Below are 24,278 nucleotides of genomic sequence, written 5' to 3'. Positions count from 1 at the left end.
ACTTGGCTGTCGGCGACCACTTCACATTCCTCAGGTACGGCTCAGATACGTGATCACAGTCGCTGATCGATGAGGGCTGGGTCACAGCGGGCCTCCAAGAGCGCCTGGTAAGCACGGCGTATGGAGGAACTTGCACGGCGCAGCGATATCGAGCAGGCCGCGGCCGGCGACGGACTTCCGGTCTGGGCCGCCCAGGGACAAGGCGGTGACGGCCTGGGGCCGGGGGTACGGGCCTGGTGCCACGGCGCGGCGCTGGCGGTGGCGAGCCCGAACCCTCAGCAGGACAGGCTTGCGGTCAAGGGCGACGGCGCCGACGTGGCCGTGTTGGTGCGGCGGATCCTGGAGGAGATCGGCCCGTCCTACCGAGTCTTGGGGGAAGCTGCCTTGATCGATGCGCTGGTGCGGCAGCTGCCCAACCTGGAGCCGGTCCACAACTTCTTCTGGATGGAGACCACGTCCCCATCCGGTGCCGCCGCCGCAGGCGTGCGGTGGCTGAACGCCCGCGAGGAGAAGGAGGCGACCTCGCTGTTCGACCGCTTCTTCCCTGACTCCTACGCGCAGCCGGGACGCGCGGGCATGCGCCGCTGGGCCGGGGTCGTCGGCGAGGTGGACGGCAGCGTCGGGACGAAGCCGCTAGCGGTGGCTGCGGACGCGTGGTCCGCAGCCGGGTGCGGGTTCATGGGCGGGGCGGTCACCCACCCCGCCGCCCGCGGACGCGGTCTTGCGCGGGCCGTGTGCGGCTTCGTCGTGGACGCCCTCGTCAATCAGCACGGCCGCGCCGCGCTCATGGTGCTCACCGGCAACGCGCCGGCCATCGCCACGTATGAACGTCTCGGCATGGCCAAGCGCCTGTTCGGGGCGGCGCACATCGCGGCCCGGTGAGGCCAGGGCTCCACCGTGGCAAGCCGACGCGGGCGCGCTCACGCGGAGTGATCACTGACGGCCAGGCAAAGAAGTGCTGAGAGACAAGCTGCCGCCTTCGGGCTGAGGACGTTGCGAGCAACGCTTGGGCGTAGACAGAGTCCGACCTCGGCAGGCGTTGGCGGTAGGGGACGGGGGCCACGTTCGGTGCGGCGGAACGCCATTTCATGGACCGCCCGCCCCGCGCGCTACTTGCCGCAGAACTCCGCCTCGATCACCGCCCCGCTGTCCCCCGCCCAGTCGCCGTTGAAGTTGAAGGCGAGGGAGTGGCGGCCGTCCGCCGTCGTGACCGCATCCGTGAGCGAACCGATGATTTGGCCGCCGTGGCCCCAGACCGTGACGCCACAGCTCAGCTTGCGTTCGATGAGGCCGAGGCCGTAGCCGGCACCGGGGACCTCGTCAACCTTGACGGTCGTCTTCATCGCGGTGAGCTGGGCCTTCGGCAGCAGCTTGCCGCGCAGCAGGGCCGAGTAGAAACGGTTCAGGTCGCCGGAGTCGGAGATCATGTCACCCGAGCCACCGGAGAGCGTGGGATTCAGTTCCGTGACGTCATATGTCGGGCCGGTCGTGGACGCGGCGAGCTTCGAGTACGCCCGGCTGCTGGGCTGCGGCACCTTCGGGTACGTACCGGGCACGGAGGTGGCGTGCAGGCCCAGCGGTTCGATGATGCGGTGGCGTATCTCGTCCCCGTACGAGTTGCCCGTGGCGCTCTCGATCACCATCGCCGCCAGGGAGTAGTTGGTGTTCGAGTAGTTCCAGGACGCGCCGGGCGCGGACTCCGGCTTGTGGGACATGGCGTACTTCACGAGTTGCCCGAGGGTCGCCGTGTCGTAGCGGTTCTTGAAGAAGCCGTCCTTGGTGCCGTACTTCCGGCCGAACTCCTCGGCCGCCAAGTAGTCGAAGATGCCGCTCGTGTGGTTGAGGAGCTGACGGAGGGTGATGCGCCTGCCGTCGTGACCGTTCCCGCGGACAACGCCGGGCAGCCACTTGTCGACCTTGTCATCGAGCGAGAGCCTCCCCTCCGCCTCCAGCTGCAGCAGCACCGTGGACACGAAGGTCTTGGTGAGGCTGCCGACGCGATACCGGTCGTGCGCGGAACGCGCCTGCCCCGTCCTGAGGTTTCCGACGCCCGAAGTGCCCTTCCAGACCCCGTACTTGTCCTTCACCTGTCCGGCAACACCGGGAACCCCGTCCTGCACGGCGGCGTCCATCGCTTCCTGGGTCGCGCTGTGGTCTCTGGTGGTCGGGGTGGGGGCGGCCACGGCGGATGCGGTGAGCGACGCCGCGGTGAGTGCGACAGCCCCCACCAGTCCGATACGCAGCGTGCGGGATGCGGTCATGTGTGGGTACGTCCCTTCCGTCGAAGGTGGTCGACGGAAGGGACACCATGGCGGGCCGGAAGGTTGCCTGCCCTTGTACCGGTTAGGCGCTTTTGAGCCTTTCCGGTGAACTAGCCCTTTTTCAGGACGAGTTCCGTGTTCCGGTCCCCCGGGTCGCCCGTGAGGGTCGAGCGGGAGCCCGGGGCGTTGAAGGACAACTCGCGGTACAGGGCCGCGAGGCCGGTCTGGGTGAGGTCGGCGAAGTCCGTGCGGTGCGGGGCCGCGGATTCGATGAGGGTGGTGAAGAGGGAGATCGTGCCGTCGTGGTTGTCGACTACCTCGATGACGCGGGCCAGTTGGGGGAAGTCGATGTGGGAGGCCGTGGAGATCTCCCAGAAGGAACGGTTGCCGGGGGCCGGGTGCGGGGTGATGTTGTTCTTGTGGCTGTGGCCGTTCACCCAGGCCAGGGTGGAGCTGTAGCTGCCGAGGAGGGCGAGGACCTCGTCGCCGCCGTGCCGGCGCTCGCCGGGGTGGTTCGGGTCCTCGCGGAGGTTGCGCATCGTCTTGCTGGTGTGGTGGCTGAAGACGATGACGTGTTCCTTGTTCTGCTCGGCCGTCTTCAACGTCCGCTCCAGCCAACGCAGTTGGGCCGTGCCGAGCGAGCCCTCGTAGTGGCCGCCGGGGTCGGTGCTGTCGAGGCTGATACCGAGCAGGTCGTCCGCGATGCGGAAGGTGTAGTACTGCGTCTTCGCCGCGAGGTTCGCCTGCGAGTAGCCGTGCCCGATGGGGCCGGGGCCCGTGTGCGCCGGGTCGAGGTGCGCCTGGAGGTACTCGGCGGCCGTGAAGGGCGCCCGCCCCTCGTCCGGAGTGACCGAACGCATCTTCCGCGCCTGCGACTTGAGCATCTCCTTGAAGGCCGTGCCCTTGGGGTCGCCGCCCTTCTTGACGTTCTTCCAGATTGCGGCGCCCACCGTCTCGTCCAGCGACATCAGCTTCTTGCCGCCGACGGCGTACTCGGCGAAGAAGGGGTCGCCGGGCGCGTAGCAACCGCCGGGCAGGGAGTCGTGGTTGCCCACCGTGGAGTACCAGGGCAGGTTGAGGCCAGGGCTCTGCAGTTCGCGTACGGCGGCGGCGAGGAAGCCGTCGATCTTCGGGAAGCCGAGCTGCTTGTCCCCATCGCGAACATCCGCGTCGGGCTGCCAGTACAGCTTGAGTCCGCTGTTCTGGACGCCCTCGTAGCCCTTCGGGTCACCGGAGTTGGGGGTGATACGGCCACCGCTCATCGTCTTCAGGAACCAGTCGAGTTCCGTCTTGGCGTTGTTGTCGGTGTTGTCGCCGGTGGTCATCACGAAGTGCAGCGGGGAACCGGTGACCGGGGCGCCGCGCAGCGCGTTCACCCGCTCGACGAGCGAGACCGCGCCGGCCACCGACAGCGACTCCTGCGGACGCCAGGCGCTGGCGGTCTGGGCGCGCAGGTACTCGTACCGCAGCGGGTGCTGCACGTCGACGATGTGCAGGTCGGTGAACTGCACGAACGCGGCCAGCGCGGTGCGGCGTTCGCCGCGGCCCGCCTTGGGTGCGGCCAGGTCGCCGCGGACGACGCGCTGCCAGGCGGGGCCGTCGCCGAGCCGCCGGAAGCCGGAGGAGCCCCGCGGCGCCGCGACCGAGCCGAGTGTGGTGCCGCGGGTGTACGGCATGAGGGGCGCGGCGGGTGCCTGCCGGGACGACAGGGCGACGGCCTGCCCCTGGTCGGCGGCGGGGACGGTGCTCCCGCCGCGGTCCGGGCGGAGCGCGAGGCCGATACCCGCGGAGAGTGACACCGCCCCGGTGGCGGCCAGGAAGGCGCGGCGGTCACGAACGGATGTGGCGACAGAGCGTATGCGCGACATGGCGCGATCTCCCCGAGTGCGAACGCGTCAGCAGTGGTCGCGGGCGGTTCGCTGACGCGAACTACCCGCTCACAATGGATCGTTGGCACCGGGAGTGACCTGTGCGTTAACTGAACGGCAACGGGCAACGCCGATCACCGTACGTGGATCTTGGTTACCCTCCGCGTCCACCGACCCCTCGTCGAGCGGAGGGGAGGCGGTCACTCCATGTTCACTTTCCTGGGTACGGAACCTATTTCTCGGGCACCGGCAGCCCGGCCGTACGCTTCGTCTCCGGTGACGCGGGGCCTCGTAGACGATCCGCACCGTCCGTGGAAGTCGGCGGCCGTTCCGAGCCGGTGCGGACCGAGTCGAATGCGGACACGTCCGCTTATGACGCTCTATCAACTCCATGGCGTATGGCGAGATTGCGCCACCTTACTCTCGAGTACCAGCCACCCCTCCCCAAACATGCATTTCTTACGTAAAGCTGAGCGGTCATCCGGGTTCACATACCGGACTCATGCTCGTCCTTTACCTAACAGGGATGCTGATGACCCCCACTCCCGAGCCTCAGCGCACTCCGATCAGAGGCGCGAGACACGTGGCCCGAATTGCCGTGGCCGCAGGCCTGGTAGCTGCCCTCTCCGCGGCAGGGCCGATACCCATGGCCTTCTCCGCGGACGACCCGGCCGCCCGTGCGACCACCGACCCGGCCCTCAAGTCCGCAGAGGACAAGCTCGGTTCGGCCGATGCCGACCTGCTCGCCGAGGCCAAGGCCGACGGCGAGAAGAACGTCACGATGATGATCGCCACCGCGCCCGGTGAGACCGAGAAGGTCGCCGACCAGCTGGACGCGGTCAAGGGCGGCTCCGTTGGCCGCACTTACGACAAGCTCGGCTACGTCCGCGCCACCGTGCCCACGGCCAGGGCCGAGGCCGCCGTCGACGCCGCCGCGAAGCTCCGCTCCGTGCACGGCATCGACCTGCGGCACGAGATCGCCCTCGAGGACCCGACTCCGGGCGTCTCGGGCGCCAAGGCCGAGGCCTCGGCGAAGCGTTACCCGGCGCCGGACAAGAACACCCCGGCGGAGAACCCGTACAACCCGTCCTTCGAGACGGGCGCCGTCGACTTCGTGAAGAAGAACCCGAAGGCTGACGGGCGCGGCGTCACCATCGGTGTCCTCGACACCGGTGTCGACCTCGGCCACCCGGCGCTGCAGAAGACCACCACCGGCGAGCGCAAGATCGTCGACTGGGTGACCGCGACCGACCCGCTCGTGGACGGCGACGCGACCTGGCGCCCGATGGTGAACGCGGTCACGGGCCCGGTCTTCACCTGGGGTGGCGAGACCTGGCAGGCCCCGGCCGGCGAGTACAAGGTCAGCCGCTTCAGCGAGTCGGCCACCGCCGGCGGCGACGCGAACGGCGACGTCAACCGCGACGGCGACAAGACGGACAGCTGGGGCGTGCTGTACGACGCCGCGTCCGGCACCGCGCGCGTCGACCTGAACGACAACAACGACTTCTCCGACGACGACGCCATGAAGCCGTACAAGGACGGTTTCCAGATCGGCTACTTCGGCAAGGACGACCCGGCGACCCCGGTCGCCGAGCGTCAACCGTTCGTCGTGGAGATCCGCAAGGACGTCCCGATGGACCCGCTGGGCGGTGACTGGGTCGGCAAGAAGGCCGACTTCGTCAACATCGGCATCATCGAGTCCGAGCACGGCACGCACGTCGCGGGCATCACCGCCGCCCACAAGATGTTCGGCGGCAAGATGAACGGTGCGGCGCCCGGCGCCAAGGTCGTCTCCTCGCGTGCCTGCATCTTCGGGGCCGGTTGCACGAACGTCGCGCTCACCGAGGGCATGATCGACCTCGTGACGAAGCGCGGCGTCGACATCGTCAACATGTCGATCGGCGGCCTGCCCGCCCTCAACGACGGCAACAACGCCCGCGCCGAGCTCTACACGCGTCTCATCGACGAGTACGGCGTCCAGCTGGTGATCTCCGCGGGCAACTCAGGCCCCGGCGCCAACACCATCGGCGACCCCGGCCTCGCGAACAAGGTCATCTCGGTCGGTGCGGCCATCTCCAAGGAGACCTGGGCGTCCAACTACGGCTCGGCCGTGGAGAAGAAGTACGCCATGTTCCCCTTCTCCTCGCGCGGCCCGCGTGAGGACGGCGGCTTCACCCCGACCCTGGTCGCGCCCGGCGCCGCGGTGAACACCGCGCAGACCTGGCTGCCGGGCGTCATAGCCCCCGAGGCGGGCTACACCCTGCCTCCCGGCTACCAGATGCTCAACGGCACCTCGATGTCCTCCCCGCAGGCCGCGGGCGCGTCCGCGCTGCTGCTGTCCGCCGCGAAGCAGAAAGGCGTCGACCTGACGCCCGCGAAGCTGCGCACCGCGCTGACGTCGACCGCCGACCACATCAAGGGTGTCCAGGCGTACACCGAGGGCGTGGGCCGGATCAACATCGTCGACGCGTGGAAGTCGATCCAGAAGGGCGCCACGGCGCACGAGTACGCGGTCAAGGCCCCGGTCGACACCGCCCTCGACCAGGCGCTCAAGACCCCGGGCTTCGGCACCGGCCTCTACGACCGTGAGGGCGGGCTCAAGTCCGGCCAGAAGAAGACGTACGACATCACCATCACCCGTACGTCCGGCCCGGACCGCGCGCTGCGGCACGAGCTGCACCTGGAGAACAACAGCGGCAAGACGTTCCGCATCGAGAGCTCCGACGAGGTCTCGCTGGAGCTGAACAAGCCGGTCACGGTGAAGGTCTCCGCGAAGCCGTCCTCGGCCGGCATCCAGAGCGCGATCCTCGAGGTCGACGACCCGCGCACCGAGGGCATCGACCACCAGGTCATGTCGACGGTCGTGGTCTCGGCCCCGCTGAAGTACGACTACTCCGCGTCGGGTTCGGTGCAGCGCAACAGCAACGACTCGTACTTCGTGACCGTCCCCGAGGGCGCCAAGACCCTCGAGGTCCGGATGAGCGGGATCAAGGACAAGAGCCAGACCCGGTTCCTGTCCATCCACCCGTACGGCGTGCAGATCGAGTCGTCGTCCTCGCTGGACTGCTACAGCAACTTCACCAGCCCGGACAGCAAGCCCTGCCGCCCCGACCTGCGCTCGTACACCGACCCGCAGCCGGGCGTCTGGGAGATCGAGGTCGAGTCGCGCCGTACGTCGCCGCTGCTCGACAACCCGTACAAGCTGGACGTCGCCGTCCTGGGCGCGACCTTCGACCCGGAGCTCGTGACCATCCCCGAGGCCAAGGTCGGCACCCCGGCCGACGTCTCCTGGAAGGTGACGAACAAGCTGGAGCCGGTCGAGGGCAAGCTCGCGGGCGGCCCGCTCGGCTCCTCCAAGAGCGAGCGTCCGACGATCGCCGAGGGCGCCAAGCAGACCAGCACGGTCGAGGTGCCCGCGGGCGCCGAGTCGCTGGACGTGTCCATCGGCAACGTGTCGGCCGCGAACGCCGACCTCGACCTGTACGTGTACGACGCGGAGGGCAACGAGGTGGGCAGCTCGGCCGACGGCGACTCGGAGGAGTCGGTCTCCGTCGCCAAGCCCGCCGCCGGTAAGTACACCGTGGAGGTCCTGGGCTATGCGGTTCCGGGCGGTTCCACGGAGTACGACTACCGTGACGTGTTCTTCTCGGCCGCACTCGGCACCATCGAGGCCGACGACACGCAGGTGTCGCTCGGTACGGGCGAGTCGGCGACGTTCTCCGGCAAGGTCACCGCGGCCGCCGCGGCGCCCGAGGGCCGCGAGTTCTTCGGCCAGGCACAGCTCGTGAACGCCCGCGGCACGGTCGCGGGTACGGGCAGCGTGGTGATCGAGAAGGTCACGCCGTAATAGTTCGGCGTACTGGCTGCGGTTTCTGACTGCGGTTTCTGTACGACTGTGGGCGGGCGTCCGGTGTGTACCGGGCGCCCGCCTCTTTTGGTCTCCCTCGGTCACTCCTCCGGGGGTGGGCACTTCAGGCCGTGCGCCCCGGGCAGTGCGTCGATGAGCCGTTCGCTGAATTCGGCGGCCTCGGGGCCGACCTTCCACTCCTGCGGTTCCTGCGTGTGGACCGGCACCCGTACCAGGGCGTCGATGCCCACCTTCAGGTCCGCGCGCGCACTGTCATACAGGTTCACGGCGACGGTCGGGTGTTCGGCCGCCGTCTGCTCGGGCCGGAGGTAGCGCTTCGCCTCCAGTACGACCCGTACGTCTCCGTCGTCACGACGCGTGACGCTCAGTACGGTCCCTTGGACGAGGACCTTCGAGCAGGCGATGTACAGCTCGGGTGAGAACGGCTTCTCGGCCGCGTCGGGGGCGGCACCGTCGGCGGTATCGCTTTCGGCGCGGCTGGAGGTGGCGTCGGAGCCGGCCTCGTCCCCGCCGCTGTTCTGTGCGCCGAGCCATACGAGCCCGCCGAGCAGCGTGGTGCCCATGGCGATCACGAGGGCGCCCACGGCGAGGCCCGCATAGCGCCGGGGCTGCCATGATCGCGCGGGCTTGGCGGGCTTCGGCGTCCTGGCGGGCTTCGCCGTCCTGACCGGCACGGGTTCCGCCTGCGACGGCTCGCTCTCCGCAGCCAAGGCGTCCCCCATGAACATCAGCTGCTCGCGGAGTGCCTCCACGTCCGCCTTCGCCGACCGGTGTTCCGCCATGAACTCCGGGTCGTCCAGGGCCTCTTGGGGCAGCGGTTCGTCGGTGATCGCGGCCAGCAGCGCGTCGGTTCGCGCATCGCCTTCGGCCTCGTATCCGGCCACGTCACACCACCTCGTCCTCGTGCAGGCGGGCGCGCAGCGCGCGGACCGCCGTGTGCAGCCTGCTCTTGACCGTGCCCTCCGGGATGCCGAGCTCCTCGGCGATGCCGCGGACCGGCAGATCGGCGTAGAAGCGCAGGACGAGGATCTGCCGCTGGGCGTCGGGCAGCTCGTCCAGGCCCTGGGCGACGGCGAGCGAGAGCACCTTCGTGTCGTCGCCCGAGGCGTCCACATGGTCCAACTGCCGCAGGGCGGCGAGGCGTTCCCCGATACGTTCCTGGCGGCGCCTGGCCCGGTGCCAGTCCATCGCCAGGTTCGACGCCACGACCGCCGCCCACGCGGACACGTCGCGCGGCGCCTCCGCCCCGCTCGCGGCCCGCTCCAGGAGCCGCAGCCGGACCTGCTGCACCCCGTCCGGCAGGTCCGACTGCGGTACGCCGCCGAGCGCGAGCACCGCACGCACCCGGCGTTCCTGGGCCGCGTCCAGCGGATCGTCCGCCGGAGCGTGGCCCATCTGGCTGCCGCTCCCCTGGCCGCGGCGGCTTTTTCTGCGCAGCACAGCCACCCCTCCCCTTCGCCCTGCCTCTACGACGCCGGTGCGGGCCAAAACGTTCGACCGAGATGTACGTCACGTCGTGCGGGCGCACACCGTCCCACTCCTCGGGCAGGAGCACAAAGGATTGGACAGCCGGGCCGGGGTGGGACGCATGATGGAATGCCGCCCATTTCGCGCAGCCATGCACAGGTAGAGGGAGTCGCCGTGAAGGTAGGAATCGTCGGAGCCACCGGTCAGGTCGGCACGGTCATGCGCAGGATCCTCGTGGAACGGGACTTCCCGGTCTCCGAGCTGCGCCTGTTCGCCTCGGCCCGCTCGGCCGGGTCGGTACTCGACGGTGTGACGGTGGAAGACGCTTCCACGGCGGACTACTCCGGCCTGGACATCGTGCTGTTCTCGGCGGGCGGCGCCACGTCACGGGCGCTGGCCGAGAAGGTCGCCTCGCAGGGCCCGGTCGTGATCGACAACTCCTCCGCCTGGCGCAAGGACCCGGACGTACCCCTGGTGGTGTCCGAGGTGAACCCGCACGCGATCGTGAACCGCCCCAAGGGGATCATCGCGAACCCGAACTGCACGACGATGGCCGCGATGCCCGTACTGAAGCCGCTGCACGAGGAGGCAGGCCTCGAGGCGCTGGTGGTGGCCACCTACCAGGCGGTGTCGGGCTCCGGCCTCGCGGGCGTGGCCGAGCTGCACGGCCAGGCGCAGAAGGTGATCGCGGACGCGGACAAGCTGACCCACGACGGTTCGGCGGTCGACTTCCCCGAGCCGCAGGTCTACAAGCGCCCCATCGCCTTCAACGTCCTCCCCCTGGCGGGCTCGATCGTCGACGACGGCCTGAACGAGACGGACGAGGAGCAGAAGCTCCGCAACGAGTCCCGCAAGATCCTCGAGATCCCGGCGCTGAAGGTCTCCGGCACGTGTGTCCGCGTCCCGGTCTTCTCCGGCCACTCCCTCCAGGTAAACGCCCGCTTCGCGCGTCCGCTGTCGGTGGAGCGCGCAACGGAGCTGTTGGCCGGCGCCCCGGGGGTCGCCCTCTCGGACATCCCGACCCCCCTCCAAGCCGCAGGCCAGGACCCGTCCTACGTAGGCCGCATCCGCACCGACGAAACGGTGGAGAACGGCCTGGCCCTGTTCGTCTCAAGCGACAACCTCCGCAAGGGCGCAGCGCTGAACGCGGTACAGATCGCGGAACTGGTGGCAGCGGAGCTGCGGGGCTGATTCTCGCCCCCGCCGCCCTTACCCGTCCCATCCCGGGGCCGGCCCCGGACCCCGCTGGGGGCTACGCCCCCAGACCCCCTTCGGGGCTCCGCCCCGGACCCCGTTACGGGGGCCAGCCCCCGGACCCCCGCTCCTCAAACTCCCCCAGCTACCGCTGGGGGGACCCCCAAGGGGCTAATTTTGCCTGGCTGCACTTTGCAGCCAAGGCCAGCATCAATCAGCCCGTCTGGGGGCACCTCTGGGGGCACCCCCAGCGGTAGCTGGGGGAGGTAGCTGGGGGAGCTTGAGGACGAGGCCGTTCAGGCCGATCGGGGCCTGGGGCGGCAGCCCCAGCGGGGGTGCAGGGGGCGGAGCCCCTTGCCTTCGGGAAGGGGCGGGCTTGGGGAAAGAACCCCACCTACCCCCGGCGCACCTCGTACAGAAAGCACCCGTACTCCACCGCCCTGACATGCACCAGCGCCACCTCCGAGTCGACGAACGCCTCCGCGAACGCCGACTCGAAGGACTCCGGCGGCTCCACAAGGCAGCCGCCGAGGATGCGACCGTCTGCGGAATAGCGGCGCACCGTGCGGTGGGCGCCCGTGAACGGGTAGCCGTTCAGCTCTGGACCGCCGCACTCCTCCGCGTGGATGAAGACCGGGCCCTGTTCGTCGTACGCCCCCGGGTCGACGCCCGTCTCCGCCGCCCAACGGCGCAGCGGCGCGTACGAGACGAGGGCGATCGGCTCGCCGGGCTCGCTGCGGCGGAGGCAGCAGCGGAGGGGGGCTCCGCCCTCGGGGTCCGCGTAGGGGGACGGCGGGCGGCCCGCGTCGTCTGTGGAGCGGAGTTCCTTCAGGGTGGCCGGTTCGATGGGGCGTGCGTGATGGCTGGTCATGCACGACAGACTGCCCCCTGCCCGGCCTGGGCTCCGGCGGGAATCCGACATCGCCTTACGTGCAGCTCCCGTGGAAGGATGGCCGAACCCACACATACTCAGGTGTACCGAGGAGATGACCGCGTGCCTGGCACAAACCTGACCCGTGAAGAGGCGCAGCAGCGGGCGAAGCTGCTCACCGTTGACTCGTACGAGATCGATCTCGACCTCTCCGGCGCGCAGGAGGGAGGCACCTACCGGTCCGTGACGACGGTGCGCTTCGACGTCGAGGAGACCGGTGCGGAGTCCTTCATCGACCTGGTGGCTCCGACCGTCCACGAGGTGACCCTCAACGGGGACCCGCTGGACCCCGACGACGTGTTCAAGGACTCCCGGATCGCCCTGCCGGGCCTGCTCGAGGGCCGCAACATCCTGCGGGTCGTCGCGGACTGCGCGTACACCAACACCGGTGAGGGCCTGCACCGGTTCGTCGACCCCGTCGACCAACAGGCCTACCTCTACACCCAGTTCGAGGTCCCGGACGCCCGCCGCGTGTTCGCGTCCTTCGAGCAGCCCGATCTGAAGGCCACCTTCCAGTTCACCGTGAAGGCCCCCACCGGCTGGACCGTCATCTCCAACTCGCCGACGCCCGAGCCCAAGGACGACACCTGGGTCTTCGAGCCGACGCCGAGGATGTCCACGTACATCACGGCGCTCATCGTCGGCCCGTACCACAGCGTCCACAGCGTGTACGAGAAGGACGGGCAGTCCGTCCCGCTCGGCATCTACTGCCGGCCCTCCCTCGCCGAGTACCTCGACTCGGACGCGATCTTCGAGGTGACGCGGCAGGGCTTCGAGTGGTTCCAGGAGAAGTTCGACTACGCGTACCCGTTCAAGAAGTACGACCAGCTGTTCGTGCCGGAGTTCAACGCGGGCGCGATGGAGAACGCGGGCGCGGTGACGATCCGCGACCAGTACGTGTTCCGCTCGAAGGTGACCGACGCCGCCTACGAGATGCGGGCCTCCACGATCCTGCACGAGCTGGCCCATATGTGGTTCGGCGACCTGGTCACCATGGAGTGGTGGAACGACCTGTGGCTGAACGAGTCGTTCGCCACCTACGCCGAGGCCGCCTGCCAGGCCTACGCCCCGCAGTCGCGCTGGCCGCACTCCTGGACGACGTTCGCCAACCAGATGAAGACCTGGGCCTACCGTCAGGACCAGCTTCCCTCCACGCACCCGATCATGGCGGAGATCCGCGACCTGGACGACGTGCTCGTCAACTTCGACGGGATCACCTACGCCAAGGGCGCCAGCGTGCTGAAGCAGCTCGTCGCGTACGTCGGCGAGGACGAGTTCTTCCGGGGCGTGCAGGCGTACTTCAAGCGCCACGCCTACGGCAACACGCGCCTGTCCGACCTGCTCGGCGCCCTGGAGGAGACCTCCGGCCGCGACCTGAAGACCTGGTCGCAGAAGTGGCTGGAGACCGCGGGCATCAACATCCTGCGCCCGGAGATCGAGACGGACGCCGCCGGCGTGATCACGTCCTTCGTGATCCGCCAGGAGGCCCCGGCACTGCCGGCCGGCGCGAAGGGCGAGCCGACCCTGCGCCCGCACCGCATCGCGGTGGGCCTGTACGACCTGGACGACGACAGCGGCAAGCTGCTGCGCGACGAGCGCATCGAGCTGGACGTGGACGGTGAACTGACCGCCGTCCCGCAGCTGGTGGGCAAGCGCCGCCCGGCCGTAGTACTCCTCAACGACGACGACCTCTCGTACGCGAAGGTCCGCCTCGACGAGCAGTCGCTCGCCGCCGTCACACAGCACCTCGGCGACTTCGAGGCGTCCCTCCCCCGCGCCCTGTCTTGGGCGTCGTCCTGGGACATGACGCGCGACGCCGAGCTCGCCACGCGCGACTACCTCTCCCTGGTCCTGTCGGGCATCGGCAAGGAGTCCGACATCGGCGTCGTGCAGTCGCTGCACCGCCAGGTGAAGCTGGCCCTCGACCTGTACGCGGCCCCGGCCTGGCGCGACACCGGCCTGACCCGCTGGACCGTGGCCGCGCTCGAGCACCTGCGCGCGGCCGAGCCCGGCAGCGACCACCAGCTGGCCTGGGCGCGCGCCTTCGCGGCGACGGCCCGTACGGCGGAGCAGCTGGACCTCCTGGAGGGGCTGCTCAGCGGCAGCGAGACCATCGAGGGGCTGGCCGTGGACACCGAGCTGCGCTGGACCTTCGTGCAGCGGCTCGCGGCGACGGGCCGGTTCGACGAGGCGGAGATCACCGCCGAGTACGAGCGGGACAAGACGGCCGCCGGTGAGCGCCACGCGGCGACCGCGCGGGCCGCCCGCCCCACCGAGGAGGCGAAGGCGGAGGCCTGGGCCTCGGTCGTCGAGTCCGACAAGCTCCCGAACGCCGTGCAGGAAGCGGTGATCGGCGGCTTCGTCCAGACCGACCAGCGCGAACTGCTCGCCCCGTACACGGAGAAGTTCTTCGCGGCGGTCAAGGACGTCTGGGACTCCCGCTCCCACGAGATGGCCCAGCAGATCGCGGTCGGCCTCTACCCGTCCGTACAGGTCTCCCAGGACACCCTGGACCGTACGGACGCCTGGCTCGCCTCCGCCGAACCCAGCGCGGCGCTGCGCCGGCTGATCTCGGAGTCCCGCTCGGGCGTGGAGCGCGCGCTGAGGGCGCAGGCTGCGGACGCGGCCTCCGAGCAGGAGTAGTCCGTACCAGTCCGTACGCGAATGGGGGCGCCCGGTGTCGTATCGGGCGCCCCCTTTCACGTATCCACGCGGGTCCTTTCACGTGCCCAGGAGCTGCTGGGCCAGCCTGCGCATGGTGCGGGTGTGCAGCGCGGTCTGGCGGTGGACCGGCACCCAGCGAGCTTCGAAGGTGGCGGCCAGCTCGCGGCTCCAGTCGCTGACCAGGGCATCGAGGGCCTCGATGGCGGGCGTACCGGTCGCCGCCTCGCTGAAGGCGCCGCGCATCATCGCTGCCGCGCGCAGCGGGATGCGGCGGGCCGCGATGCCGAGGGAGACGGAGTTGCCGACGGTGGTGGCGAGTTCGGCGTCGCCGAGGCCGCGGGCGTCGTGTGTGGTCCAGGTGGCGACCACGCCGGGGCCTATGTCCATGAGTTCGCGGGCGGCCGTGTAGAACGGCAGCCGGGCGGTGTCACGGGGTGGCCGGTCGGCCAACGGGCCGAGTACTTCCTCCAGTTGCTTGGAACGGCTGAGCAGGATCTCCGAGGCGCGGTCGATCTCCCGCCCGGGATCGGCGACGCGGCTCGGGTCGCTCACGGCCGCCACGCTCCACAGGGGCGCCTCGACGACGGCCGACACGGTGCCGTGCCGCAGCGGGTACGTCCAGGTGGAGCGGGAGGTGTAGCCGGACGGGTCGCGTTCGTCGGCCGGGCTGCCGTCGGGTCGTACGAGCACGCCGGGACTGTCCACGAACCAGCCCGATCCGTCGAACGGCCGGTATTCCAGGGGGATTTCGAGCTCGGCCGCCACCGCACGGAAGGCGTCGGGCGCGCCGGGCACGGGACGGGTGAGTTGCAGGAACGATCCGCCTGCTTCGACGCCGTGCAGCGAGAACTGCACGACGGGACACAGCTCGTCGAGGAGCCGGATGAGCGCTCGGGACTCCGGCAGGGGCGGACGCGGATCGGCCTCGATGGGCGGGAACTCCGGCTGACCGGCGAAGGAGGGCCGGTAGAAGCCCCGGTAGTACGCCTCCAGGGTGGGCCGCTCGGCGAACCGGCACTGGGCGAGGGCGGCGCCGTCCGGATCCAGGCACAGCAGGAAATGCCAGGTGCAGCCCCACACTTCGAGGACACCCGGGTCCCGTACGAGTTCCTCGGCCATGGCGAGCGCGGACACCCCGCCGACGGGTTCATTGGCATGCGCCCCGGCCACGGCGAGCACCTGCCGCTCGCCGCGCCCGACCGACAGCACCCAGAGCTGGCGCCCGGCCCGCGACTCCCCGGCGCTCCACAACCGCACCACCCCGGGCCGGGCCACCACCATCGCCCGCGCCGCACGTGTCAGCTCGTCGACAGCGAGGATCACGCCCCCAACTCCTCACTTCCGCACGGATGTCGAGCGTTCATGACGGCCGATGGGGTCCGGTGGACCACCGCCTCGTCAAGGCTCAATGTGCCGCGTCAGGGAGTCAAGGGCGCGGTCTTGGGGAGCGGAGGGGGCTTTGGGGTGGCTGGGGCGCTGGTGCCGGGGTTCGGGGCGGGGCCGGGGCGGCGGGCGGCGTCGACTGTCCGGGCTGCTTCGTACGCGGTCCGAGTCGGCCCCCGACCGTCCGCGGGCCGAGCTGCCCCGCCACCGTCGCCGCGAACGCCAGTGCCATGCCTGCCAGTTGCAGGGGTCCGAGCGACTGGCCCAGCGCCACCCAGCCGACGGCGGCCGCGGTCAGGGGGGAGAGTGGGCCGAGGAAGGTGACCTGGGTGGCGGCTAGGCGGCCTATGCCGCGGAACCAGAGCCAGTACGCCAACGCTGTGTTGGCCAGCGCGAGGTAGAGGTAGCCGCCGATCGCCCGGCCGTCGAGCGCGGGCGGGGCACCCTCGACGAGCAGCGCGAGCGGAGCGATCAGCAGGCCGCCCGCGGTCAACTGCCAACCGGTGAGCGCCAACGGGCCCACACCCTCCGGCCGCCCCCACCTCTTGGTAAGCACCGTCCCGGCGGACATCGACGCGGTTGCGGCGAGGGCCGCCGCGATCCCGATGACGTCCAGCGCCCCCGTCGCCTTCAGCACGACGAGGCTGACGCCGAGGGCCGCCGCGATGCCGGTGAGGATCGTACGGACCGTCGGGCGCTCGCCGAGCAGCAGCGCCGCGAGGCCCGCGACGAACAGCGGGCCGACGGAGCCGAAGACCGCCGCAAGGCCGCCGGGCAGGCGGTACGCGGAGAGGAAGAGCAGCGGGAAGAAGGCACCGATGTTCAGCGCGCCGAGGGCCGCCGCCTTCCACCACCAGACGCCGCTGGGCAGCTTGCGGGCGACGGCGAGCAGGACGAGTCCGGCGGGCAGAGCCCGGATCAGGCCGGTGAACAGGGGGCGGTCAGCCGGCAGGAACTCCGTGGTGACGGCGTAGGTGGTGCCCCAAGAGATGGGCGCCAGGGCGGTGAGGGCGATGGTGAGGAGGGGGGCGGCGGCGAGGGTGGTGGGGCTGGCGATGGGGCGGTTCATGACCGGCTCCAGGGGCGGCAGCGGGGCGGTGGAATGCGGGGGTGGCAGCAAGGCGGGTGGCATGGCGGGCGGCGATTCGACTTGGCCTGCGGCCCGCCCTCCCCCCGTCGGAGGGCGGGCCGCAAGTAAATAGCTTAGCGCTAAGCTACTTTCCGTCAAGCTACTTTCTTGCGAGTGACCGACCCGACACGGGATACTCGCCCCATGAGCAGCACGCCCAAGCCCTCCCGGGACGCCGTCGACGCGATCATCGACCAGTGGGCCGTCGTACGGCCCGACCTGGACACCGCCGCGATGGAGGTGTTCGGCCGCGTCTGGCGGCTCGCCCGGACCGTGGGCGACCGGATGGAGAAGGCGTACGCCCGGTTCGGGATCTCGCGCGGCGAGTTCGACGTACTGGCCACGCTCCGGCGGTCCGGCGCCCCGTACACGCTCTCGCCCCGCCGGCTCTCGGAGTCGCTGATGCTGACCACCGGGGGCATGACAGGGCGGCTCGACAAGCTGGAACGGGCCGGTCTGCTACGCCGGTCCCCCGACCCCCACGACCGCCGCGCCCTCCAGGTCACGCTCACGAACAAGGGCCTTGCGATGATCGACGACGCGGTCGAGGCCGGGCTCGCCCTCCAGACGGAGGCGCTGTCGGCGCTCGACGAAGAACAGTCCGGCCAACTGGCCGACCTGTTGCGTCAGTTGCTCGCCGGATCGGTCAACCCACAGCCGTAGCCAGCGCCTTCTCGATCTCCTCCGCAGTCGCCGACTCCGCCGCCCAGGCCGCGTATCCGTCGGGGCGCACCAGCAGCGTCGTACGCCGGTCGCTCGCCCAACTGGCCACCGTGAGCCGGACCTTGCGGGCGTCGGTGTCGACACCGGCGGGTGCACCGGCGGTGTCGGCCGAGGTGATGAGTACGAACCTGCCGCCGCGCAGAGCTTCGTAGAGCCGGCCGTTCTGCAGTGCCACGTCCGGGACGCGTCGGCCGGTCATCGGGTGGGCGCCACGCGGTGCCGGGTAGGCGAAGCCGATTCCGGTGACCTGACCGAGCATCCGCTCGCGCGCCGGACGGACCTTGTTCAGGAAGGAGGTGAGCAGCGCGCGGGCCGCGAGCGTCCAGGGCCGCTTGGCCATCGCAAGCCGCACGATCCCTCCGCTGCTGCGGAGCACCGCCTTGCCGACGGGGTGGCGTTCGGCCTGGTAGGTGTCCAACAGGTCGGCGGGACCGTACCCCTTGAGCGTGGCCGCCAGCTTCCAGCTCAGGTTCGCGGCGTCCTGGAGGCCGGTGTTCATACCCATGCCACCGGCGGGGGTGTGCACGTGCGCGGCGTCCCCGGCGAGGAACACGCGGCCCACGCGATAGGCGGGCGCCTGCCGCTCGTCGCTGTGGAAGCGGGACATCCAGCGGGCGTCGTGCATGCCGTAGTCACGGCCGAGGGCGAGCCGGGTGATCTCCTTGACCTCGTCGAGGTCGAGGGGCTCGCTGTCGGGGACGTTACGGCCGCGGTGCCAGCCGATCACTCGGTAGTAGCCGTCACCGAAGGGCGCGAGGAAGGCGAACGCGTCGCCGACGGCGTTGACGGTGAGCAGCGTCGGGGGTTCCTCGGCGAGCTTGACGTCGGCGAGGACCACGGAACGGATCACCGAACGCCCGGGGAACGGCAGCCCGATCGACTCGCGCACGGCGCTGCGCATCCCGTCCGCCCCGACGACGTACGCGGCACGCAGCTCCTCCGCCTCCCCGCCGGGCCCGCGCACCCGGAGCGTGACCTCGTCCTCGTCCTGGACCAGGCCGGTCACCTCGGTCTCGTACGCGAACCGCACCCCCGCCTCGACCGCCCGCCGCCGCAACGCCGTCTCGATCTCGTACTGCGGGAGGACGAGCAGGTGCTTGAAGCGCGAGGGCAGCGTGTCGAGCGCGATGTCGAGGCGCCCGAAGAGGCGGAGGCGATCGACGGGCTGGCCCTTGGCCTCGAGCTCGTCGGCCAGGCCTCGGGAGTCGAACTGCTCCAGGGTGCGGGCGTGGACGGCGAAGGCGCGGGAGAGGTTGCTGATCTTCTGCGGTCGCTTCTCGACGAGGGTGACCGGGATGCCGGCGGTGGCGAGGTCGCCGGCCAGCAGCAGGCCGGTGGGGCCGGAGCCGACGACGATGACGGAGTTCGTGGTGCTGGTGGTGCCAGTGGTGCCGCTCATTGAGGCCTCCTGGGATGCCAACGCCGAATGATCAACGCCTATTTGGTCAACGCTTGTTGGTCAACGCTTGTTGGCAATGTAGGACGGGATATCCGTCGACGTCAACACTTGTTGGCCTACAGATGTTGGCCTACGCTCGTTGGCATGGCTGACAACACCGCTTCTCCGCAGGCGCGGCGCTCTGATGCGACCCGTGGCGCCATCCTTGCCGCGGCTCGCGAACGCTTCGCGGCCGACGGTTACGAGCGGGCCACCATCCGCGCGATCGCCCGGGACGCGGGCATCGATCCATCGATGGTGATGCGCTACTACGGCAACAAGGAGGGCCTGTTCGCGGCGGCGATCGACGTCGACCTGCGGATGCCGGTGCCGGACAAGGTGCCGAAGGAGGAGGCCGGCCGGATGTTCGCCCAGCACTTCCTGGACATGTGGGAGAGGAACGAGGTTCTCACCGCGCTGCTGAGGGTCGGCGTCTCCAACGAGGCTGGGGCCGAGCGCATGCAGAACATTTTCAAGGAGCAGCTGCTGCCGGTGGTCATGCGCGTCTGCCCCGACCCCGAGCAGGCCCCGGCCCGGGCCGCGCTCTGCGCGTCACAGGTGCTCGGGATGGCCCTGACCCGGTACGTCCTGAAATTCCCGCCCGCCGCCGCCCTGCATCGCGAGGAGATCCTGGCCTGGCTGGGACCGACCCTCCAGCGCTACCTCACCGCGCCCCACCCGGAAGTGCCCCTCCGGTGAGAACACGTCGAGGGCGCCGTCCTCGCCCACGTACCGCGAAACCTGCGTACGTATGCGAGGACGGCGCCCTCGACAGAAAACTCGGAGAGGACCGAGGTCAGGAGGAGGCCTGCACCTGGTCCTCGCCCTGCATCCTGCCCTGCGCCTTGCCGCCGGGCTTCGGCTTTGGCTGGCGGTCCGTCGACCTGTCCAGGACCATGACCAGGCCGGCGATTACCGCGAACAGCGCGATCGGCGCCACGACGTACAGGCCCAGCGTCTCGACGACGCTCAGGCCCTGGCCGGGGTCGTCACCGTCGTCGGGGATCAGGGCGAGGGCGGGGGACGACATGAGCAGCAGCATCAGCGTCGTGCCGGCTGCCAGGGTGCCGGCTCGCAGGGCGTTCTTCTTGTCCACGGGACCACGGTAGCTAACGGGGCGCTGGGGCGCTTGGCCGGGGTGGGTTTCTTTCCCCAGCCCCGCCCCTTCCCGAAACTGTGGGCTGCCGCCCCCAGGCCCCTGCCTCCGGCGGGTGGGTGGGTTCGGGGTTGGGTGGTGCGCCCACCGCCGCGGGTGGGTGGGGCGCCTACCGGGGCGGGGTGACACTTCGTGTCGCGGCTGCGGGTGCGTTGTGGCTGGTCGCGCAGTTCCCCGCGCCCCTGACGGGGCGCCTACCGGGGTGAGGTGACACGTTGTGTCGCGGCTGCGGGTGCGTCGTGGCTGGTCGCGCCCACGCGGCGGAGCCGCAAATGGATACAGCCCCGCGCCCCTAAAGGGGCTCCCTCCCCCTCACCACGTCAAGCAGCGCATGCAGCCTCGGCGAAGCCGCCAGTTCCTCCAGCGTCACCGGCTGGCCCTCCGCGTCCGCGATCGGTAGGCGCCAGTTCGGGTACTGGTTCCAGGTTCCGGGGACGTTCTGGGGGCGGCGGTCGCCCACCGTGTCGGGGAGCCAGATGCCGATCATGCGGGCGGGGGTGCGGAGCAGGAAGCGGTGGATGGCCTGGATTTCGGACTCCTCCGAGGCTGCGTCTGTGCCGCCCAGGCCGTCCAGGAGGCCTAGGCGGGCCAGCAGGGTCAGCCACTCCCCCGCGTCCGCGGCGGCCTCGGCTCGCTCCTCCTCCAGGGGGCGGGTCAACAGACCCAGGTTGTCGCGGAGTTCGACGTGGTCGCCGGTGAGGCGGGCCGCAGTGGGGGGCAGGTCGTGGGTGGTGGCGGTGGCGAGGCAGTCGGCGCGCCAACGTTCGGGGGGCAGGGGCTGACCGTCCCCGGTCCAGTCGCGCTCGAACCACAGCACGGACGTGCCTAGGACCCCTCGCTCGTGCAGGGTGTCGCGGACGCCCGGTTCGACGGTGCCGAGGTCCTCGCCGATGACCAGCGCTCCGGCCCGCCAGGCCTCCAGTACGAGAATCGCGAGCATGGCTTCGGCGTCGTAACGGACGTACGTCCCCTCCGTCGGCGCCTCGCCCTGCGGGATCCACCAGAGCCGGAACAGGCCCATGACGTGGTCGATGCGCAGCGCGCCCGCGTACCGGAACAGGGCGCGCAGGAGGTAGCGGTAGGGGGCGTAGCCGGAGTCGGCGAGGCGGTCGGGGCGCCAGGGGGGCAGGCTCCAGTCCTGGCCGCGGGCGTTGAAGGCGTCGGGGGGCGCGCCGACGGTCATGCCCGCCGCGAAGTACTCCTGTTGCGCCCAGGCGTCGGCGCCGCCGGGATGCACGCCGACCGCGAGATCGTGCACGAGTCCGACGGGCATGCCCGCGTCGCGCGCGCTGCGCTGGGCGGTGGCGAGCTGGCTGTCGGTGAGCCAGACGAGTCGGCTGTGGAAGTCGACGCGGTCCATCAACTCGGCCCGGGCGCGGGCGGTTTCGGGCGAGCGGGGATCGCGCAGGCCGGTCGGCCAGTTGTGCCAGTCGGAGCCGTATCGCTCCGCGAGCGCGCACCAGGTGGCGTGGTCCTCGAGGGCCTCGCCCTCCTCGGCGAGGAAGTCGCAGTAGGCGGCGCGCCGTCCGGGCCCGAGCGGCACCTCGCGTACGAGCTCCAGGGCTTCGCGCTTGAGTTCCCATACGGCGTCGCGGTCGATCAACGCGCCTTTGTGGAGCACCGATTCACGCAGCCGGTCGGCCCGCTCCAGCAACGTACGAACGCGGTCGCGGTCCTCGACGTACGCGAATTCCGGGATGTCCTCGACGCGCAGATGCACCGGGTCCGGGAAGCGGCGCGAGGAGGGACGGTACGGGGAGGGGTCGGTGGGGTCGCCGGGCACGGCCACATGCAGGGGGTTGACCTGCACGAATCCGGCGCCGAGCGCCCGCCCGGCCCAGGCCGTCAGCTCGGCGAGGTCCCCGAGGTCGCCCATGCCCCAGGAGCGGCGGGAGAGGAGGGAGTAGAGCTGGACGAGCAGTCCGTACGTACGTCCCGGCGGCGTCGGCAGCCGGGACGGGGCGACCACCAGGTGGGCCTGAGCGGTGCGGCCGTCGGGGGCGGTGGCCTCCAACTCGTGGACGCCGGACGGGAGTTGCTCGGCGGAGGAGCGGGTCTCGCCCTGCTCGGTGCGGATGCGCAGGCGGGTGCCCGCGGGGAGTTCGGTGAGCGCGGCGGGCAGCGGGCCACGCGTCGGGCGCCCGGCCCGGGCGGTGGGCGCGGGGTCGTCCGCCGCGGGTTCCCGCTCGCCGCTCGTGGCCGGGGCTCCGCCCCAGCACACCACCGTCGGCGGCAGCAGCCGCTCCCGAAGCTCCCTCTCGCGCGCCGCGAGCGACCTCTCGACGGCCTCCGGTGTCTGGGCGTCCACGCCCAGCGCGCCGAGCGCGGCGATCAGCGCGGCTTCCGAAGCCGGGACCGTACGGTCCGGGGACGGGCTGTAGGAAGTGGCGACGCCGTGCAGCTCGGCGAGCCGGGAAAGCGGCATCAGACCCCCGGGAAGTCCAGGCCGGCGGCGGCACCCGTGGAGGTGGGCTCGCTCGTCAGAGGGGCGGCATCGGCGAGGGGCGGCTCGCTGGTGAGGGGGGCGGCGTCGGGCAGCGGCGGCTCACTGGTCAGCGGGGCCTCAGCACAGGAGCTCTCGGCGCTGAAGACGCAAAGGTGCAGGTCGGGGTCGGCGGGCAGGCCCGCCAGGCGTTTGGAGGGGTCCTCGAGGCGGTCTTCCGGGTGTTTGGAAAGGGCCGAGAGCAGAAGCGGTGCCGGTGCGGCCATGCTGGCCTCCTTGAAGAAGTCGGAACGGCGGGTCAGGGGCCCCATACCCAGCGGGCGCGACGACAGACGTATACGAGTGGTGAACGTGTTGGTGTTCACATTCTCTCCCGGATCCGGTGCACAACCGAGGAACTTTCTGCCGGGCCGCATCCCGGACGGATTTCCTGATGCCGGACAGATGTCACGCCCTGGACTTCACGACCGACTATTCACTCAGTACATATATCCAGTGCATACTGGTCCGCATGAGCACCCGCCACATCCTGCTGGGGCTGCTCGCCGGTGGGCCGAGCCATGGCTACGACCTCAAGCGACGGCACGACGAACGTTTCCCGCAGGCCCGTCCGCTGGCCTACGGGCAGGTCTACACGACCCTGCAACGCCTGGTCCGCGACGGCCTCGCCGAGGTCGACGGCACCGATTCCGCCGGCGGCCCGGAGCGGACGCGGTACCGGTCGACCGCCGAAGGAGCGCGTGAACTGGCCAAGTGGGCGGGCGAGATCACACCGCCCGCGCCCTTCGTGGCGAACGAGATCTTCGCCAAGGTCGTCTGCGCGATCCTCGCCTCGACGGACCCGGCCGGCTACCTGCGCGCCCAGCGCGCCGCGCACATGGAGCGGATGCGGCAGCTCACGGCGGTCAAGACCGCCACGGGCGCCGATCTCGCGACGGTCCTGTCAGCCGACTACGCCCTGTCCCATCTCGACGCCGATCTGCGCTGGATGACCACCACCGCCGCCCGGCTCACCACCCTGACCGCGGAGGTCGACGCAGCATGAGCAACGAAGTGCCGCTCCTGGCAGCCCGCGCCCTCGCCAAGGCGCACGGCAAAACGCAGGCGCTGCGCGGCGCCACGATCGAACTGCGCGCCGGCGAGATCCTCGCCGTCACCGGCACCAGCGGCAGCGGAAAGTCCACGCTCCTGCACTGCCTGGCCGGGATCGTCCGCCCCGACGAGGGCTCGGTCGTCTACGCGGGGCAGCGCCTCGACCAGCTGCCGGACAAGCGACTCAGCGAGCTGCGGCGTACGGAGTTCGGGGTGGTCTTCCAGTTCGGCCAGCTCATCCCGGAACTGACCGCGATCGACAACGTGGCACTGCCGCTGATGCTCGCGGGAGCGGGGCGGGCCGAGGCGCACCAGCGGGCGGGCGAGTGGATGGAACGGTTCGGCGTACGCGGCCAGGAGGAGCAGCGGCCGGGTGAGATGAGCGGCGGGCAGGCCCAACGGGTGTCGATGGCACGGGCGTTGGTGACCGGCCCGAAGATCGTCTTCGCCGACGAGCCGACCGGCGCGCTCGACTCCCTCGCGAGCGAGCAGGTGATGACGGCGATGGTGCACACCGCGCAGGAGACGGGCACGACGGTGCTGCTCATCACGCACGACCACCAGGTCGCGGCGTACGCGGACCGTGAGATCCGGCTGCGAGACGGCGTCATCGAGGACTCGTCTGCGGATCTGGAGGTGGCCCAGTGAGCGCCCCGGTGAG

At 70.5% G+C, this 24,278-nt stretch carries 19 protein-coding genes; 8 read left to right on the top strand and 11 right to left on the bottom strand.

The features are described from left to right. Positions 1–120: 120 nt before the first annotated feature. Entirely contained in the window at positions 121–882 is a 762-nt protein-coding gene (locus ACQEVY_RS31090; RefSeq protein WP_432952682.1) for a GNAT family N-acetyltransferase, read from the top strand. Positions 883–1,109: 227 nt separating this feature from the next. Here the strand turns inward: ACQEVY_RS31090 and ACQEVY_RS31085 are convergent, their stop codons facing one another. Then, entirely contained in the window at positions 1,110–2,261 is a 1,152-nt protein-coding gene (locus ACQEVY_RS31085; protein WP_432952681.1) for a serine hydrolase domain-containing protein, read from the bottom strand. A gap of 110 nt (positions 2,262–2,371) precedes the next feature. Beyond that, positions 2,372–4,129, bottom strand: coding sequence for a TIGR03767 family metallophosphoesterase (locus ACQEVY_RS31080; RefSeq protein WP_432952680.1), 1,758 nt, complete (start codon positions 4,127–4,129; stop codon positions 2,372–2,374). A 526-nt stretch (positions 4,130–4,655) separates the two neighbouring features. On the opposite strand from ACQEVY_RS31080, the gene ACQEVY_RS31075 reads away from it, so the two are divergent. Beyond that, entirely contained in the window at positions 4,656–7,976 is a 3,321-nt protein-coding gene (locus ACQEVY_RS31075) for a S8 family serine peptidase (RefSeq protein WP_432952679.1), read from the top strand. 101 nt (positions 7,977–8,077) lie between these two features. On the opposite strand, the gene ACQEVY_RS31070 is transcribed toward ACQEVY_RS31075, so the two are convergent. Together ACQEVY_RS31070 and ACQEVY_RS31065 are read right to left on the bottom strand one after the other, a co-directional pair. Continuing rightward, on the bottom strand, positions 8,078–8,881 hold the full coding sequence (locus ACQEVY_RS31070; RefSeq protein ID WP_432952678.1) for a hypothetical protein: 804 nt from the start codon (positions 8,879–8,881) through the stop codon (positions 8,078–8,080). Position 8,882: 1 nt separating this feature from the next. Beyond that, positions 8,883–9,443, bottom strand: a complete 561-nt coding sequence (locus tag ACQEVY_RS31065) for a sigma-70 family RNA polymerase sigma factor (RefSeq protein WP_432952677.1) — start codon at positions 9,441–9,443, stop codon at positions 8,883–8,885. A gap of 195 nt (positions 9,444–9,638) precedes the next feature. Between ACQEVY_RS31065 and ACQEVY_RS31060 the strand changes: the two genes are divergently transcribed. Continuing rightward, complete coding sequence (locus ACQEVY_RS31060) at positions 9,639–10,655, top strand: aspartate-semialdehyde dehydrogenase (protein ID WP_432952675.1); 1,017 nt, start codon at positions 9,639–9,641, stop codon at positions 10,653–10,655. Between the two features lie 397 nt (positions 10,656–11,052). Here the strand turns inward: ACQEVY_RS31060 and ACQEVY_RS31055 are convergent, their stop codons facing one another. Continuing rightward, a complete protein-coding gene (locus ACQEVY_RS31055; RefSeq protein ID WP_432952674.1) occupies positions 11,053–11,529 on the bottom strand; it encodes a DUF1203 domain-containing protein in 477 nt (158 codons plus the stop codon). A gap of 123 nt (positions 11,530–11,652) precedes the next feature. Here ACQEVY_RS31055 and pepN point away from each other — a divergent pair, with 123 nt between their 5' ends. Next, positions 11,653–14,232 carry an aminopeptidase N gene (gene pepN, locus ACQEVY_RS31050; protein ID WP_432952673.1) on the top strand — a complete coding sequence of 860 codons (2,580 nt, stop codon included), beginning with the start codon at positions 11,653–11,655 and terminating at the stop codon, positions 14,230–14,232. Between the two features lie 78 nt (positions 14,233–14,310). Here the strand turns inward: pepN and ACQEVY_RS31045 are convergent, their stop codons facing one another. Then, positions 14,311–15,576, bottom strand: a complete 1,266-nt coding sequence (locus ACQEVY_RS31045) for a M14 family zinc carboxypeptidase (protein ID WP_432952672.1) — start codon at positions 15,574–15,576, stop codon at positions 14,311–14,313. Between the two features lie 103 nt (positions 15,577–15,679). Next, on the bottom strand, positions 15,680–16,705 hold the full coding sequence (locus ACQEVY_RS31040; protein ID WP_432952671.1) for an EamA family transporter: 1,026 nt from the start codon (positions 16,703–16,705) through the stop codon (positions 15,680–15,682). Between the two features lie 204 nt (positions 16,706–16,909). On the opposite strand from ACQEVY_RS31040, the gene ACQEVY_RS31035 reads away from it, so the two are divergent. Next, entirely contained in the window at positions 16,910–17,428 is a 519-nt protein-coding gene (locus ACQEVY_RS31035) for a MarR family winged helix-turn-helix transcriptional regulator (protein WP_432952670.1), read from the top strand. Here ACQEVY_RS31035 and ACQEVY_RS31030 read toward each other — a convergent pair. Beyond that, positions 17,412–18,887: an FAD-dependent monooxygenase gene (locus tag ACQEVY_RS31030; protein ID WP_432952669.1), complete on the bottom strand. Its 1,476-nt coding sequence runs from the start codon at positions 18,885–18,887 to the stop codon at positions 17,412–17,414. The two genes, ACQEVY_RS31035 and ACQEVY_RS31030, sit on opposite strands and share 17 nt — an antisense overlap. Before the next feature lie 144 nt (positions 18,888–19,031). Here ACQEVY_RS31030 and ACQEVY_RS31025 point away from each other — a divergent pair, with 144 nt between their 5' ends. Continuing rightward, positions 19,032–19,625 carry a TetR family transcriptional regulator gene (locus ACQEVY_RS31025; protein WP_432952668.1) on the top strand — a complete coding sequence of 198 codons (594 nt, stop codon included), beginning with the start codon at positions 19,032–19,034 and terminating at the stop codon, positions 19,623–19,625. Positions 19,626–19,722: 97 nt separating this feature from the next. Here the strand turns inward: ACQEVY_RS31025 and ACQEVY_RS31020 are convergent, their stop codons facing one another. The 3 genes from ACQEVY_RS31020 to ACQEVY_RS31010 all read right to left on the bottom strand — a co-directional run bounded on the left by ACQEVY_RS31020 (position 19,723) and on the right by ACQEVY_RS31010 (position 22,791). Beyond that, positions 19,723–20,022 carry a hypothetical protein gene (locus ACQEVY_RS31020; protein WP_432952667.1) on the bottom strand — a complete coding sequence of 100 codons (300 nt, stop codon included), beginning with the start codon at positions 20,020–20,022 and terminating at the stop codon, positions 19,723–19,725. 352 nt (positions 20,023–20,374) lie between these two features. After that, positions 20,375–22,507, bottom strand: a complete 2,133-nt coding sequence (malQ, locus tag ACQEVY_RS31015; RefSeq protein WP_432952666.1) for a 4-alpha-glucanotransferase — start codon at positions 22,505–22,507, stop codon at positions 20,375–20,377. Further along, the gene (locus ACQEVY_RS31010) at positions 22,507–22,791 is read right to left on the bottom strand and encodes a hypothetical protein (RefSeq protein ID WP_432955490.1); all 285 of its coding nucleotides are present in this window, start codon (positions 22,789–22,791) and stop codon (positions 22,507–22,509) included. The genes malQ and ACQEVY_RS31010 overlap by 1 nt, the downstream gene beginning before the upstream one ends. Positions 22,792–23,036: 245 nt before the next feature. Between ACQEVY_RS31010 and ACQEVY_RS31005 the strand changes: the two genes are divergently transcribed. Both ACQEVY_RS31005 and ACQEVY_RS31000 read left to right on the top strand, forming a co-directional pair. Next, positions 23,037–23,570 (top strand): PadR family transcriptional regulator, encoded by a 534-nt coding sequence (locus ACQEVY_RS31005; RefSeq protein WP_432952665.1) that lies wholly within the window; start codon positions 23,037–23,039, stop codon positions 23,568–23,570. Next, on the top strand, positions 23,567–24,265 hold the full coding sequence (locus ACQEVY_RS31000) for an ABC transporter ATP-binding protein (RefSeq protein WP_432952664.1): 699 nt from the start codon (positions 23,567–23,569) through the stop codon (positions 24,263–24,265). Before ACQEVY_RS31005 ends, ACQEVY_RS31000 begins: the two co-directional genes overlap by 4 nt. Positions 24,266–24,278 lie beyond the last annotated feature (13 nt).

It is taken from the genome of Streptomyces sp. CA-288835 (assembly GCF_050936385.1).
Lineage (GTDB): Bacteria > Actinomycetota > Actinomycetes > Streptomycetales > Streptomycetaceae > Streptomyces.
This window is presented reverse-complemented; position numbering and strand designations above follow the sequence as displayed.

Bases quoted from the DNA above. Each gene is read 5' to 3' on its own strand.
- ACQEVY_RS31090 (WP_432952682.1), top strand. From the start codon at position 121: ATGGAGGAACTTGCACGGCGCAGCGATATCGAGCAGGCCGCGGCCGGC.
- ACQEVY_RS31085 (WP_432952681.1), bottom strand. From the start codon at position 2,261: ATGACCGCATCCCGCACGCTGCGTATCGGACTGGTGGGGGCTGTCGCA.
- ACQEVY_RS31080 (WP_432952680.1), bottom strand. From the start codon at position 4,129: ATGTCGCGCATACGCTCTGTCGCCACATCCGTTCGTGACCGCCGCGCC.
- ACQEVY_RS31075 (WP_432952679.1), top strand. From the start codon at position 4,656: ATGCTGATGACCCCCACTCCCGAGCCTCAGCGCACTCCGATCAGAGGC.
- ACQEVY_RS31055 (WP_432952674.1), bottom strand. From the start codon at position 11,529: ATGACCAGCCATCACGCACGCCCCATCGAACCGGCCACCCTGAAGGAA.
- ACQEVY_RS31040 (WP_432952671.1), bottom strand. From the start codon at position 16,705: ATGAACCGCCCCATCGCCAGCCCCACCACCCTCGCCGCCGCCCCCCTC.
- ACQEVY_RS31035 (WP_432952670.1), top strand. From the start codon at position 16,910: ATGAGCAGCACGCCCAAGCCCTCCCGGGACGCCGTCGACGCGATCATC.
- ACQEVY_RS31030 (WP_432952669.1), bottom strand. From the start codon at position 18,887: ATGAGCGGCACCACTGGCACCACCAGCACCACGAACTCCGTCATCGTC.
- ACQEVY_RS31025 (WP_432952668.1), top strand. From the start codon at position 19,032: ATGGCTGACAACACCGCTTCTCCGCAGGCGCGGCGCTCTGATGCGACC.
- malQ (WP_432952666.1), bottom strand. From the start codon at position 22,507: ATGCCGCTTTCCCGGCTCGCCGAGCTGCACGGCGTCGCCACTTCCTAC.
- ACQEVY_RS31010 (WP_432955490.1), bottom strand. From the start codon at position 22,791: ATGGCCGCACCGGCACCGCTTCTGCTCTCGGCCCTTTCCAAACACCCG.
- ACQEVY_RS31005 (WP_432952665.1), top strand. From the start codon at position 23,037: ATGAGCACCCGCCACATCCTGCTGGGGCTGCTCGCCGGTGGGCCGAGC.
- ACQEVY_RS31000 (WP_432952664.1), top strand. From the start codon at position 23,567: ATGAGCAACGAAGTGCCGCTCCTGGCAGCCCGCGCCCTCGCCAAGGCG.